General features: G+C 63.7%; 14 protein-coding genes. 5 read left to right on the top strand and 9 right to left on the bottom strand.

Annotated elements, in window-relative coordinates:
• The first annotated feature begins 203 nt into the window (after positions 1–203).
• The 3 genes from JIN84_RS00420 (at position 204) to JIN84_RS00410 (ending at position 3,067) form a co-directional block, all read left to right on the top strand.
• Entirely contained in the window at positions 204–1,313 is a 1,110-nt protein-coding gene (locus JIN84_RS00420; RefSeq protein ID WP_200349037.1) for a hypothetical protein, read from the top strand.
• Positions 1,314–1,478: 165 nt separating this feature from the next.
• Entirely contained in the window at positions 1,479–2,228 is a 750-nt protein-coding gene (locus JIN84_RS00415) for a hypothetical protein (RefSeq protein WP_200349036.1), read from the top strand.
• The gene (locus JIN84_RS00410) at positions 2,228–3,067 is read left to right on the top strand and encodes a hypothetical protein (RefSeq protein WP_200349035.1); all 840 of its coding nucleotides are present in this window, start codon (positions 2,228–2,230) and stop codon (positions 3,065–3,067) included. Before JIN84_RS00415 ends, JIN84_RS00410 begins: the two co-directional genes overlap by 1 nt.
• Positions 3,068–3,169: 102 nt before the next feature.
• Here JIN84_RS00410 and JIN84_RS00405 read toward each other — a convergent pair whose 3' ends face one another.
• Positions 3,170–3,748 (bottom strand): hypothetical protein, encoded by a 579-nt coding sequence (locus tag JIN84_RS00405; RefSeq protein ID WP_200349034.1) that lies wholly within the window; start codon positions 3,746–3,748, stop codon positions 3,170–3,172.
• A 472-nt stretch (positions 3,749–4,220) separates the two neighbouring features.
• Between JIN84_RS00405 and JIN84_RS00400 the strand changes: the two genes are divergently transcribed.
• Positions 4,221–4,628 (top strand): VOC family protein, encoded by a 408-nt coding sequence (locus tag JIN84_RS00400; protein ID WP_200349033.1) that lies wholly within the window; start codon positions 4,221–4,223, stop codon positions 4,626–4,628.
• 451 nt (positions 4,629–5,079) lie between these two features.
• Here the strand turns inward: JIN84_RS00400 and JIN84_RS00395 are convergent, their stop codons facing one another.
• The 8 genes from JIN84_RS00395 to JIN84_RS00360 all read right to left on the bottom strand — a co-directional run bounded on the left by JIN84_RS00395 (position 5,080) and on the right by JIN84_RS00360 (position 11,879).
• On the bottom strand, positions 5,080–5,313 hold the full coding sequence (locus JIN84_RS00395) for a hypothetical protein (protein WP_200349032.1): 234 nt from the start codon (positions 5,311–5,313) through the stop codon (positions 5,080–5,082).
• A 61-nt stretch (positions 5,314–5,374) separates the two neighbouring features.
• Complete coding sequence (gene thiS / locus JIN84_RS00390; RefSeq protein ID WP_200349031.1) at positions 5,375–5,575, bottom strand: sulfur carrier protein ThiS; 201 nt, start codon at positions 5,573–5,575, stop codon at positions 5,375–5,377.
• A gap of 14 nt (positions 5,576–5,589) precedes the next feature.
• Positions 5,590–6,963 (bottom strand): DUF2851 family protein, encoded by a 1,374-nt coding sequence (locus JIN84_RS00385; RefSeq protein WP_200349030.1) that lies wholly within the window; start codon positions 6,961–6,963, stop codon positions 5,590–5,592.
• Positions 6,964–6,982: 19 nt separating this feature from the next.
• Positions 6,983–8,569 (bottom strand): TIGR03790 family protein, encoded by a 1,587-nt coding sequence (locus JIN84_RS00380; RefSeq protein ID WP_200349029.1) that lies wholly within the window; start codon positions 8,567–8,569, stop codon positions 6,983–6,985.
• Between the two features lie 74 nt (positions 8,570–8,643).
• Positions 8,644–8,787, bottom strand: coding sequence for a hypothetical protein (locus JIN84_RS00375; protein ID WP_200349028.1), 144 nt, complete (start codon positions 8,785–8,787; stop codon positions 8,644–8,646).
• Between the two features lie 210 nt (positions 8,788–8,997).
• Positions 8,998–9,765: an MBL fold metallo-hydrolase gene (locus JIN84_RS00370; protein ID WP_200349027.1), complete on the bottom strand. Its 768-nt coding sequence runs from the start codon at positions 9,763–9,765 to the stop codon at positions 8,998–9,000.
• Positions 9,766–10,314: 549 nt separating this feature from the next.
• Positions 10,315–11,619, bottom strand: a complete 1,305-nt coding sequence (locus JIN84_RS00365; RefSeq protein ID WP_200349026.1) for an FAD-dependent oxidoreductase — start codon at positions 11,617–11,619, stop codon at positions 10,315–10,317.
• On the bottom strand, positions 11,616–11,879 hold the full coding sequence (locus tag JIN84_RS00360; protein WP_200349025.1) for an acyl carrier protein: 264 nt from the start codon (positions 11,877–11,879) through the stop codon (positions 11,616–11,618). The genes JIN84_RS00365 and JIN84_RS00360 overlap by 4 nt, the downstream gene beginning before the upstream one ends.
• A gap of 451 nt (positions 11,880–12,330) precedes the next feature.
• Between JIN84_RS00360 and JIN84_RS00355 the strand changes: the two genes are divergently transcribed.
• A complete protein-coding gene (locus JIN84_RS00355; protein WP_200349024.1) occupies positions 12,331–12,744 on the top strand; it encodes a type II secretion system protein GspG in 414 nt (137 codons plus the stop codon).
• The last annotated feature ends 152 nt before the right edge of the window (positions 12,745–12,896 follow it).

Raw genomic sequence — 12,896 nt, 5'->3', positions numbered from 1 at the left:
TCATCGCGCTTCCCGCGTCGACCGGAAAAATCCGGACTCGCGGCATCCGCGATTTTCCGGAAGTGTTACGAGACGGTAACCGTATCCGCCTTGGCCACCATCCGCCGCCTTCTTAAAAAACTCCTTCCAGATCGAACCTCCGCGCCAGGCGGCACACGGAAAAGCTCTTTTCCCGCCAATCGCCCGACCGCCCCACATCCGACATGAATTCCCGCCAGTCCGCCCTCTCCCTCGTTTTATCCCTTCTCTCCTGCATCGCCGGACCCGCCCGGGCCGAAACGCCACCCGTGGATCTACCTGCCGTGATCGACGCCGGAGCATGGCCGGCGGGACACGTCCAGGGCATCGCCGTGGATCGCCGGAACGGACACATCTACCTCTCGTTCACCCGGCTGCTGGTGAAGATCGATTTCAAGGGAAACGTGATCGGCACCATCGGGGGATTCACCGGGCATCTCGGCGATCTCGACATCGATGAGACCAACGGACGGATCTACGGGTCGCTCGAATACAAGGCGGAGAACGCCTTTTACATCGCCATCATCGACGGCGGCAGGATCGACCGCACGGACATGAAGGCGCAGGATTCCGACATCTTTCAAACCGTGCACCTGGCGGAGGTCGTGAAGGACTACTCCGCGGACATGAACGCGGACGGCCGTTTCGATGGGGACAAGGCGGACACCCCGGACCACCGCCACGGCTGCAGCGGGATCGACGGGGTGAGCTTCGGCCCCCGCTTCGGACGGACAGGGGGAAAGCAATACCTCACCGTCGCCTACGGTATTTATAGTAATACGGCCCGCGCCGACAACGACGACCAGATCCTGCTGCAATATGATGCCTCGGACTGGCTCGCCCGCCACGCCCGCCCGCTTGACGAGGCGGCCCCGCACCGCAGCGGGCCGGAAGCGGCGGACGGGAAATATTTCATCCATACCGGAAACACCACCTACGGGGTGCAGAATCTCGAATACGACCACACCGGCCAGCGCTGGCTGATGGGAGTCTACGCCGGTAAAAAAACCTCGTTTCCGAATTACACCCTCTTCTCCGTGGAGGCCGTCGCCCTCCCCTCTCCGGTCGGAACAACCGACGCGGGCACGTTCTCCCTCCCGCTCTCACCCATCGGCAAACAGGATGCGGCGACCGGTGTGCGCGGATGGTATCAAAAGGCGGACGTCGGCATCGCCGCTCTCGGTGACGGGCTTTTCTACCTCGCCACCGATGGCAAGCGCGACGGCAAGCAGACCGCCACCCTCACCCTGCAACGCTGGACGGGCGCGGCGGACAAGCCGTTTGAGGACAAGTGACCGCCGGTCCCGGTGAAATCCCGGTGTGTTTCATTGACTCGCACGGGCACATTTAAAATGTTTCACCTGATGCGCGCCTCCGGCCTCACCCGCTTCCGAAATCCATTGTGGGTCGGTCTTGCCCTGGTTTCAGGTGTGGTGTGCGGACGCCTATTGACCCCATCCATGCCTGGCCCGAACCCGGGCGGAAAACATCTTGAAACGACACCCCCACCTCCCCCGGCGGAACGAAGCGCCCCACCGTCCTTCAAGGCAAGACAGCGCCCGCCGCAAGATGACACCACCCCGCCACCCGCCCTCGCGGACCATTTCATCGTCCCACCCGCGGCATTGCAACGGATCCGGGTGGAACTGATGGATGGCACCGCTCTCAATCCCAAGGAATGCGAGCTGCTCGGTCTGCGGGAACCACAGATCCAGGAGCTGAAGTCCACGATCGATTCGACCGTCCTCCGTTGGCGGCAGAGGGAAACGGCCACCCGGAAAATCCTTGCGAACTCAGGTGGGGAGATCCTGCTCCACATCCCCCACACGGATCCCGCGACCTCTGAACAGGAGTGGCAGGATCTCAGGAACCGCGTTTCGGAAATCGCAGGTCCGGAACTCTCTCCCCTGCTTCACTACCGCCTGACCGATGGTTACAGCCCCTCCCGCCAGTCGAACGCGGGAACCGGCATGCTGAACGTCCTCACCGCCGGCTGCGGCACATTGGACCGGCTGGTGAAAATCAGCCCTTCGCGGGACGGACACACGGTTTACCAGGTCATCGACTTCCTATCCACCCGCCTGAACGGGGCGGCCCCGGATGAGGCGTTTTTCAACCAACTGAAAGACTCGGGATCCCACGAGGGATCGCGGTATTTCAGGTCCCAGGAAGTCCCGGACTCCCTGTCCCACCTCCTCCCACTGAAGTGATGTCCAAGGCCCGAAAACTCCCGGTATCCGTCGCCGCGCTCGCCGCCTTCGGCATTGGTCTTGGCTTCGGCCATCTGACGGTGACGCCGTCGCGCTCTGGTGTGGCTTCCATCAAGCAGTCATCGCCCGGACCGCCCCGCCAAGGTGACGACAGGCTTGGCGAAACAACGGATACTCCCCTGCGCGCCGCCCGCGTGCGGGAGAAAAAATTGCCGCTGACCATCGACGCCGAGGGCAATTACGTGCTGCCTCCCGCCATGGCGGACCGGCTCGACTGTGTCGTCCTCACGGAAATGAAAGTGAACGCGGCGGATCTCCGGATTCTCGGCCTGGACGACTCGCAGATCGACCGGACCCAGGAGTTGGTGGATGAGGCGTTCCGGCGGTTTTTCGAAAGGAAAAAGGCGGCCATGAGCGGGTTCACCATCAGCGATGACGAAATGGTCTGGCTGATCCCCGGAGACAAGGCCGGCGCGCAGGCCGATGAACAACGGATCATCGATGGCGTGCGGGCGATCTGCGGGGCGAAGGCCGGACTTCTTTCGAACCGGCTGGTCCAACAGATCAAAGGCAGCACCGCCGGACTCGGCGAGGAGGATTACTTCCTCCGGATCTACAAACCCACGGGCGACGGAACCAGGCTGGCGTTTGAAAACCTCTCCATCTCACCGGGACCCAACGGAGAACCGCAGCCCAAGCCCGGTGACAGCTTCATGGACTACCAGAAGCGGTGGACCTATTCCTCATCCGGCCGCTATGGCGGCACCGCCCCTCCGGACACCCTGATGCCCCTCATTGGAGACAAGGATTGGCAGAGACTTCTCACGCCGAAGCGCTGACGGCGGGTCTCGGTTGAAAACCCGCCCCCGGGGCCCGCATCCGCGGCCGGGCTGCTCCTCCCGGCAATGCCTCCCGGCCGTGGATGGCGGAAAAAAGGGAATTCAGTCCTCCTCTTCCTTGATCTCGACCTCGCCGTCGTCCTTGTCGACCTCGACCTTGGTGGTCTTCCTGCCGTCCTTGGACTCGATCTCGATCTGGTCCTCATCCTCGCTGTATTTGATGGAAGGGATCTGGACGGAATCGACGATCCTGTAGGAACCGTCCACGGAAACCACGTTGCTACCAGCAACATAGTAGCGGACACCTTCCGCCGGAGCGGGCAGGACGCTCACCAGCTCGGCCGGGGCGGAGACGAGATAGGGGCGCTCCTTCTCGGTGATCACCACACCCGGGGCGATGCGGGTGGTCCGCCATGCCGTGGGGATTTCCTTCACATGGACCTTGCCCACGAAGCCGGGTGGGAGACCGTGCGGGCTCGTCTTGTATTGGTCGAAGTAGGTGACCACCTTGGTGCGGGCTTCCGGATTGAATGTCTGCGTGGTGGTGGTCGTCGTCTGCGTCACGGCACCGTTTCCGCTGCGGGTGGTTTCCGTGGTCTCGGTGGTTTTGGTCACCTGTGCGGACAGGGGCAACATCAGGCCGAGGGAGAGAAGACTGCTGAGATAGGTGATAGGTTTCATGGAGTTCGTGGGTTGTTTATTGGTTCTATTGTTTCGCATCCCCGGCGTCTCCGGATCCTCGAAAAGCTCCCGCAGCCATCGCAAGGGATGTGCCAACCCATGAAATCCACTCGTTTCCAGCGGCTTGCCTCCTGATGGACCGCTGATGGACGGGCCTTCTTTCGCAAAATGCGTCACCCTCCGTTGCAAACGACACGGCCATGGAGAGGCGATACGTGATCGCCTCTCCTCTGCGGTGCCGTAACGTGAAACAATCCAAAGTGGATCACTTCGACATCCCCAGCCGCCCTCAAAATTCCCCAGCTTCTTCCTCCGCGCGCTCGGCGTCCTCCGCGTTTCGATTTCCCCCTCTGCCACTCATCGATCATCGCTCACCCTCATCTCTCATTGATCATTTCCTCCGCGGTAAATCTTCGACGACCCGCGTGCTTGTCTTCGCCAGGCGGATTCGATAATTTCCCGACGTTCCGCCATGACCGACATGAATGCCAAAGCGAAACTCACCGCCAGCGCGCCCATTCTTCTGGTGCGTGATGTCGTCGCCTCCGCGAACCATTACCGGGACGCGATGGGTTTTGCCTACGACCGGTTCTACAACGATCCGCCGGACTTCGTGATCCTCCACCGGGACGGGATGTATCTCATGCTCAAGCAGGCGGACGACGCGAAGGACGTGGTCCCCCATTGGACCGTCTCCCACAACCTGTGGAACGCCTATTTCTGGGTGTCCGACGCGGACGCGCTGCACGCGGAATTCGTGGCGAACGGAGCGAAGATCGACTACGGCCCGTGCGACCAACCCTACGGCTGCCGCGAATTCGGCATCCAGGACCTGGACGGCCATGACATCGCCTTCGGCCAGGTCGTGGATCCCCGGTAAATTGCGTCAGGCCGCCGCAACCACCCGGCTCAGGCAAATCGCAAGGATATAAGATTCACCGCGAAGGTCGCGAAGGAGAGGAAGGAGGACGGAGCGCAGTGCGGAGAAAGGAGTGCCCGCCTCGGACCGCCGACACCTGTTTTCAAGAATAAGGTGACTCTGATCCCGAGTCGCGGCTCCGTGGACTGCGTGCAGCTCGCTGCCGCTTTCATCTGCCAGCTCGCTGGCCGGGACGGAGGTTCGAATTCATAGAGCGCGCCTCCCCTTATGCGAAAGCCCTGCGGAGCAACCAGAAGCAATCAATGATTCTTTGTGGTTCCGCCGTGTCAGCAAGCTGACTACGGAAAGCTGCAGCAAGCTGCACGCAGTCCAAAAGCTTCGCCCGCTCCAATCGTCACTTTATTTTCGGAAACTGGTATGACAGGGTTCTGCTGGCGACAAAACCGAAACCTTACCTCATGCGGACCCACACGTCGCCCGCTCCCTCCGTGGATTTCTCCTTCCGGAAAAGCCACGTCTCCTGTTCCCACTCCAGCATTCCGGACGCCGCCATTTCCTCCGCCGTCGGCGCGATGGGATGGAACATCGCGATGGTGTCGTCCTCGAAATCATGCGGCTTCACGCCGTCCTCGACATCCGGGAAATGATCCCCCACCTCGCATTCGTCAGGTTTTTTACGCTTCATGATCCGGCAACCTCACAACGCTGTGCGGCCTTGTCAAATGGGTCGCCGCCATCAATGTCCCTCACCCGCCCGCGGCGAGCGTCACCACCTCCACACGCGCGCCGTCCGTCACCGCCACACTGGCGAAGTCGCGAGGGAAAACCGCCTGTTCATCCAGCTCCACCACGCAGGGTTTTCCGCCGAAGCCGATGCTTTCCAGCAGGGCGGCCACGGTCAGTTCGGCTGCGATTTCGTGGGGGTTTCCGTTGAGTTGGATCTTCATGGTCGGGAAAATTTTCAGCGCCACTGCGCCAGTTGTTCGGGGAAGGGACAGTTCTCACAATCCGACGAATCCTCAAGGCAGAAGTCCTGGTAGATCTGGATGAGCGCCTGGTGGTGGCACACCCGCCGCATCCACGGGGAGGATGCGTTTTTCGAACCGAAGAGCCGCAGGCCGCAGCGCTTCACCTTGTCGTTCGCGGCGGAGTTGCGCAGCTTGTAGTAGGACTTGTAGCTCAGGCCGCCCTCGTGCATCGCCAGCGGGGCGAGGTGGTTCGCGATGAGCTCCAGCGCCTGGGTCCTGCCGAACAACGCGATGCGCTGCGCGGATGGGGCGGACTCCAGCGTGTGCCGGTGCTCCCAGAACCCGTGTTCCAGTTCCTGGAGGAAATCGATGACCGGCTTCGCCTGGAACGGCCGGGCGAGGGCGAGCCTGCGGTATTGCGGCCAGACCCTGACCAGGGCACCGAGCGCGCCGACCCGGCGGTGCGGGTGGTTCGCCGGGCGTTGGCCGTAGGTTTTCCAACGGATGCGCCGGCTCTCCGCCGTTTCGAATCTCCCCCGGATGTGCCACCACGTGTCCCACAGCGTGCGGAGGTAGTCGCGCGTGTCCGTGGGGGCCAGTTCGTGCTGGTCCGCGGAAAGGAACCCCGCGAGGCCGAACAGGATGGACTCGGCGGATTCCAGATCCGCCCGCAGCAGGGAAAGCGGCGCCCGCTGCGCCAGCAACCGCATGGCCAGCGAATTCCCCCGGTATCCCAGCGTCTCGGCCGTCGCCTGGAAAAGCGCGGCGTCCCGCCCGTGGGCGTCCTCCATGCGCAGCCAGCGCGCCGCCTTCAGCTCGGCGCGATGCGTGGCCGCCTCGCCCATCAGCTTTTCCACCGCGCCGGTGGGCAGCCCCTTGAGCGGGGCCACGCAACGCCCGGGATGGGCGATCGCCACCTCCCGTTGCGGCCGGCCCAGCGCGTCGGACAGCTGGGTTTCCGAAATGACCACCTGCGGCACCTCCCGGTGGTCGCTGGTGCGGGTGTGGATGCGGCGCGCGTCCGACTGGAACACCACGTGCAGCACCACCTCGTTGAAATCCGGATTCTCCGCGTGCCCGTGGGCATCCCAATCCGCCGCCGATGGGTCCAGCTCCAGCGGTCCCGTGCGTGTCTCGCCGTCGATCTCCACGGCGGCATGGATGAAATCCGGCCCCGCGCCACGGTTCCACCCGCCGAACTGCACGATCCTCACACTTTTCCCCGTCGTCGTCCGGAAGTGCCTGCCGAACGCCCCGCCGAACCACAGCGCCTGCAGTTCCAGCTCCGGCGGCAGCGGCACGGACGCCGCCTCCGCGAACGCGAGCGGCGGATGCCATATCGACTCCAGCAAAAATCCGTAGGTCATTTCAAGGTCAGCTCTTCCATCATGGTTTCGGGATGCCCGGCGGCTTGGTCGGATCAGCCGGTGGCGGCGGTGGCGGATCGAGAATATCCAGCCATGCCTTCACCGCGTCCCCGCCCGGCAGACTGCCATAGGCCGTCTGCGCCTCCCGCAGCCCGCGCACCGCCATATCTTTCCGATTCGCCGTCCTGTCGATGGAAATGACATGAAAATCCTGCCGCAGCTTGTCCTCGGAATTCACATAGAATCCCTTGGCCTTGCGGAACATGAGCACCGCCGCGGCCGTGTCCTTCTGCTCCACCATCTCCAGCGCCGCGGCCTCCGCCATCACGCCGCTTTGCATGCGGTCCGCCGCCTGCTCCACCTGCCTGGCCCGTTCCAGCGGCTTCCTGCCCCACTCGATCATCGCCGCCCGCAGCGCGCGGTAGGGAATGTCCTCGTTCGCTCTTTCACCGGTGCCGTCCAGGTGCTTGAACGGCCGGTAGAGAGGATCGCCGAGCACCACTCCCTGCCACGATGTCGCGGGCATCGCCATCCAGCAGGCCTCCACCCAGGTGAACCCCGCCAGCAGCCGCTTCTGCAGGATGCTGAAATCATGCGTCAGGTGCAGGTAGGGCTCGAACACGTTGCCCACGGTCACCGCCGCACCTTTTTCCAGAAGCGCGCCGCTCCAGTTTTTCGTCGGATTCGTCAGTTGCTCCGCGCTGAACGAATGCAGGTGCATCGCCACCGCGCCCTTGCGGAAACGGAACTGCGGATTCAGGAACGGGCCGCTCACGTTCCAGTCATACCAGCCATAGTAGACCGACGCGTCCGTCATGGGATAATTCTTCGGCAGCGTGTCATTGAAGCGATCCACCACGGTGGGAATGCCCGCCGCGCGGTTCGACTTCGCCACGGACTCGAACCACCCGTCGCCCAGCGGCAGCTTCTGCGCCACATCCACATAGGCCATCCCCCACAGGCCCGTCTTCTCCACCTCCACCGCGTCCCGGATCATCCGCTCGCAGGTCGCGAAAGTCGGCGCGTCGATCCGCGCCGTCAGCACGAGGAACGGCAGGTTCATCTCCGAGATCGACTTCTCGCTCTGGTAGAATTTGTTCGCCAGGACCGCGTCCGTCGGCACGCCATCCACGCCGAACATCGCCAGCTCCGAATCCACGGACGCCTCGTCGTGTCCCTCTATCGGATTCGCCGGGGCGGGCGGCGGCGGGGCACCCTCGCGCGGTTTCGGCTTCGGCACCTGGCGGATCCGCAGCGGCACGCCGCGCACCGTCACCAGCACCCGGATCTTGTTCATCACCGGCAGCGTCACCCCGTCTCCTTGGAAATCCCGCTTCCACCACCCCCGCGCCTCGAACTGCCGGCGCAGCGGTTTCGCGATCGTCCGGTCGTAATCCTCCCGCGAAATATCCGGCGTGGCGGGCATGTCCATCGCGATCATGTTTTCCGCCGGAATGCCCCTCGCATCACGGTACAACTCCGCCACCTTGCGCGACTCCGGCACCGCCGAATTGTAGAGAACCGCCACATGCGCCGGAGAAATTTCCGCCCGCAGGACCGCTTGGAAACCCGCGAGCACCAGCCACATCAGCGAAAAAATTCTCATCCCCACCAGCATGCCCGGATGCCCGCCGCATGCAAGAGCGCATCGCCCTCCGCCGTGGCGGCCGCTTCCCGCCTTCACTCCCCCCGCAGGCACTCGCCGATGAATGTCTTCCACCGGTATGCCTGGATGCTCCACACCTTGATGCCTCCGAACCGCTCCACGATGAACGGGCTGAAAGTGATGGCCACCATCGCGATCAGAAACAAGAGAATGATCATCCGCAAAAAGCAGGATGCCAGGCAGCTTTGCAGTTTCACAGGAAGCGGAGGTTGGAGGGGGCGGGGACGGGACGGAAGGTGAGGCGTCCAACGGCGCTCACCACGCGGGGGACCTAACAGTTCCGTCAACTTTTGTCGAGAAACGATCCCGACACACGGGCGCGCCCCTCCTCCCGCGCCATGCGGCCCGCGCCCCGGTTTTCCGCTGTCTTACAAGGAAACCGTCAGCCCGTCCCAGGCCAGCCGCACGTTGTCCGGAATCTCCAGCCCGCATGAACGCGCGTCATACTCGTGGCTCAGGTGCGTCAGCCAGACCTCCGCCGCGCCCGTTTCCGCCGCCGTCGCCAGCGCGTCGCCGAGGGAAAAATGGGTGGGGTGCGGCGCACTCCGCAACGCGTCCACCACCAGCACGTCCACCCCCCGCAGCAGTTCCAGCGTCGCCTCCGGGATCCGCTTCACATCCGGGAGATACGCGAGGGACCTCTTTCCCTCCACCCCGAACAGGAACCCCACCGTCTCCACCGAGGCATGCTCCACCGGCAGCGGAGTGATCCGCAGATCCCCATACGAAAACGGGCCCGTGATCCACCGCGCGTCCGGCCTCACATAACCGGCCACCTGCTGTTCCGGAAAAAACGCCCAGCCGAACATCCGCTGCAGGACCTCCATGCAACCCGCCGTGGCATGCAGCGGCAGCGGCTCCGTCCTCCGCCAGCAGAACGCCCGCAACTCGTCAAAGCCCACCACATGATCCACATGCCCGTGCGTGTAGATCACCGCGTCGATCTCCCGCAGGTTCTCCCGCAACGCCTGCTGCCGCAGGTCCGGCCCCGAATCCACCAGCACCGTCACCTCCCCCGTCCTCACCACCACCGACGACCGGGACCGCTTGTTCCGCGGCTCATCGGACAAGCACACCGCGCAGTCGCAACCGATCACCGGCACCCCCACCGAAGTGCCCGTCCCCAGAAATGTCATCGAAAAATCCGCCACACCCGCAACCTACACATTCCCGCCCGGACCGCGAGCCTCCAGATCGAAGATTGAGAGGCTAGAGGCTAGGGACCGGAAAATTTGGCGAAAGGTCATCGCCGCCGGAAAAGTGAACCGTGGCGCGGCTACCACCTCAAGATTTCAACCGCCAAGCCATCCTCCCAACCTGGCTGCCACACTTACACAAAATACGTTGATGCCACAGGCCGACGCCACAGGCTGATGCCAAAGGCTGACGCCGCAGGCCATTTCAAAAAAGTGTTACCCATGGTTCTGAACCAAATGTGTTACCTATGTTCTGACCCATCTCTTTCTCCCTCCGCGTCTTCCTCCCCGCACTCCGCGTTCTCCGCGTTTCGATTCATCCCCCCTTCGCCTCCACTTCTCCTCTTCCTTTCCTCGATCATCGCTCACACTCATCCTCATCGATCCTCCCCTCTCTTCCTTCGCGCCCCTTCGCGACCTTTGCGCCTCCGCGGTAGATCTTCTCCATCCACAATCCACAATCCACAATCCACCATCCACCATCCACAATCATCGATCCCCATCCACCCGGCACGCACCCACCGCCGCCCTCCCCGCCGCCTCGCCCGTGGCGAAGCACGTCCCCATCACCCGGACGGACGCCTGCGCGTCGTGGTCCGCGGAAATACACCGCCCCGCGACAAAAAGCCCGTCCACGCCGCGCGGCTTCAGGCAGCCCAGCGGAATCCCGGTCGGCCGATCCCCCTCCGGAAATTTCAGCTTCGGCCCGCGCGCGTTTTCGCGGAACTCCATCGGCCACGTTGCCAGGGCTATCTCATCCTCGAACCGCCGCCCCGCCAAAACATCCGCCCCCGTCAGCACCGTCTCACCGATCCAGCGGCGGCTCTCCCGCACGCCCGCACGCACCGGCCAATGGCTGATGTAGGAATGTTTCCAAAAATCCGACCTTCCCGCCAGCCACGCCATCACCCTCGATGCCACGGCCCTCCCCTCCATTTCCAACCCGCCCAGGCACCCCGCGTCCAGCGGATCATACCCCTCGCCACCCGCCAGATCCAGCGTTCCGAAAACCTCGCCCGGCCTGCCGGACGCGCGGAAGGAAATCCCCAGCGCCCCCTGCGGCAGATCCCCCTTGCGGATGCCTTCGACGACGAGTCCCGCCGTTTCCAGGCGCACTTCATCGTCCGGCACACCACCGCACCTCACTCCGAAAACATACGCGGGCCGTTGCAATCTCGGCGACTCCGCCATCTCCGCGCCGCCCCCCAGCAAACCCGCCACCACCGCATCCCCCGAAGCGTCCACCAAGGCGTGTGCCCGCAACGAACGGACTCCTCCGCGATCCGCCAGCGATACCACCCACGGCTCCTGCCACGGCTCCGGCCACGGCTCCTTCTGAGACTCACGCCCGGGCTCCGGCTGATGCCCCTCGCGAGCGTCGTTTCCCCCGCCGTTTCCCCGCGCCACCGCCACCACTTCCGTGTGCAGCCGCACTTCCAGCAGAGGCTCCGCGGAAACCATCGCATCCGCGATCCTCACGAACTCCACCGGGTGCTGCGGCAGCACATCCACCCGCCCCATCCGCACGGGACCCAGCCCCGTCGCGGCGGCCATCCGCTCCGCCATTTCCGTCGGAAAACCCGGATTCGCCAGGACCGCGCCCGGCTCCTTCCTCAACAGATACAACCCGCAGAACGAATGCACCAGAGACGCGGTGCCCATGCCTCCCAGGAAGCCATGGCGCTCGATCAAGACCGTCCGCGCCCCCTCACGGGCGGCGGTCACCGCCGCGGCGAGACCTGCGCTGCCGCCACCGATCACGGCGACGTCGAAGGTCCCACCCGCCGGCTTCATGAAATCCGCCTGCCGATCAAGGCAGCCAGCGTCGTCGGCGTCGCCAGGTTCGCCTTCGTCAGATCCTCCGGCCCCAGCTCCACCTCATACTTGTCCTCCACCGCGACGACCAACTGCATCACCGCCATCGAGTCCAGACCTGCGGCGAACAAGTCGCCCTCCTCGGGAAAATCCCAATCCAATTCCAACACGCCTTCGTCATTGAGCCAGTCGATTACCTCGACGGGTGTTGGTGATTTCTTCTTGTTTGAAACTGCCATGTGCAAAAACGGTGCGATGCCACCCCCCACCCCTTCAAGCGGAAAGGTGTTAAAAATTTCACTTCCACGAAATTTCAACGCCTTGCGAAGAGTGTTTTCTTTTCCTGCCCGGAACCGCGCTGTCAAACCGCGAATCGCAAGCCGCGCGCCTCCGGAATCCCGACCATCCCACCCGGGCGCCACCCCGTCCGAAGGACGCCGGCCATCCGCCAGGCCATCGGGAAACTCCCGCCCTTCGCCGGAAAAAACGCTTCCCATCCCGCGTCATCCGGCCACCTCTTCCTCCGCCCGCGCATTCCTTAGCGCCCCTTTGCAACTTCCCCTCCCCGGCCGCCAATCTCCTCCACCAACCACCCGCCAAATCGAATACCCCAAACGCCCCCGCGTCATACTCCCCGCATTTCTTCCTCTTTCCATCAACTCTCAACTCCCGACCCTCCACCTCTTCCCCATGCACCCCACCCGCTCCCGCTTCAAATGGGCGATCGTCACGACCGCCCTCATCGCCGTCCTCGGCTACGCCGCCATCACCAACCTCCACCGGTTCACCACGCCACCGCCCGCCGGACAGACCACCGATCCGGAAATGCAAAAACTCGAAGCCGCCCTCGCCACCTACAAGCAGAAGATCGGCCACTACCCGAGCACCGTGCAAGGCCTCGCCGCGCTCGTCGAAAAACCCACCACCGATCCCATCCCCGCCAACTGGACCCGGGTCCTCGAAAAACTCAACCCCGATCCCTGGGGCACCCCCTACCACTACAAGATCCCCGGCCGCCGCAGCCCCGACAAACCCGAGATCGCCAGCGCCGGCCCCGACACCATCTTCGGCACCTCCGACGACCTCGTCCACCAGATGAAATAGCACCGCTCCCCCGGAGGGTCGGACTCCGGCCGACCCATCCCCCGCGGCACCCCGGCACCCCGGCACCACTGGAAACTGGCAACAAATGGCACGTAATCAAAGGTGCCCGCATCCAGCTTCCGTCCCGGAGGGACAGGCGGATTTTAGCCGGT

Origin of the sequence: Luteolibacter yonseiensis, from assembly GCF_016595465.1 — a bacterium.
Classification (GTDB): domain Bacteria; phylum Verrucomicrobiota; class Verrucomicrobiia; order Verrucomicrobiales; family Akkermansiaceae; genus Luteolibacter; species Luteolibacter yonseiensis.
Note: the sequence above shows the minus strand (reverse complement) of the source record. Positions and strands in the feature narration are given on the sequence as shown.

Excerpts from the sequence above, each read along its gene's own strand:
- JIN84_RS00420 (WP_200349037.1), top strand. The coding sequence starts at position 204 with ATGAATTCCCGCCAGTCCGCCCTCTCCCTCGTTTTATCCCTTCTCTCC.
- JIN84_RS00415 (WP_200349036.1), top strand. The coding sequence starts at position 1,479 with ATGCCTGGCCCGAACCCGGGCGGAAAACATCTTGAAACGACACCCCCA.
- JIN84_RS00410 (WP_200349035.1), top strand. The coding sequence starts at position 2,228 with ATGTCCAAGGCCCGAAAACTCCCGGTATCCGTCGCCGCGCTCGCCGCC.
- JIN84_RS00405 (WP_200349034.1), bottom strand. The coding sequence starts at position 3,748 with ATGAAACCTATCACCTATCTCAGCAGTCTTCTCTCCCTCGGCCTGATG.
- JIN84_RS00400 (WP_200349033.1), top strand. The coding sequence starts at position 4,221 with ATGACCGACATGAATGCCAAAGCGAAACTCACCGCCAGCGCGCCCATT.
- JIN84_RS00395 (WP_200349032.1), bottom strand. The coding sequence starts at position 5,313 with ATGAAGCGTAAAAAACCTGACGAATGCGAGGTGGGGGATCATTTCCCG.
- thiS (WP_200349031.1), bottom strand. The coding sequence starts at position 5,575 with ATGAAGATCCAACTCAACGGAAACCCCCACGAAATCGCAGCCGAACTG.
- JIN84_RS00385 (WP_200349030.1), bottom strand. The coding sequence starts at position 6,963 with ATGACCTACGGATTTTTGCTGGAGTCGATATGGCATCCGCCGCTCGCG.
- JIN84_RS00380 (WP_200349029.1), bottom strand. The coding sequence starts at position 8,569 with ATGAGAATTTTTTCGCTGATGTGGCTGGTGCTCGCGGGTTTCCAAGCG.
- JIN84_RS00375 (WP_200349028.1), bottom strand. The coding sequence starts at position 8,787 with ATGATCATTCTCTTGTTTCTGATCGCGATGGTGGCCATCACTTTCAGC.
- JIN84_RS00370 (WP_200349027.1), bottom strand. The coding sequence starts at position 9,765 with ATGACATTTCTGGGGACGGGCACTTCGGTGGGGGTGCCGGTGATCGGT.
- JIN84_RS00365 (WP_200349026.1), bottom strand. The coding sequence starts at position 11,619 with ATGAAGCCGGCGGGTGGGACCTTCGACGTCGCCGTGATCGGTGGCGGC.
- JIN84_RS00360 (WP_200349025.1), bottom strand. The coding sequence starts at position 11,879 with ATGGCAGTTTCAAACAAGAAGAAATCACCAACACCCGTCGAGGTAATC.
- JIN84_RS00355 (WP_200349024.1), top strand. The coding sequence starts at position 12,331 with ATGCACCCCACCCGCTCCCGCTTCAAATGGGCGATCGTCACGACCGCC.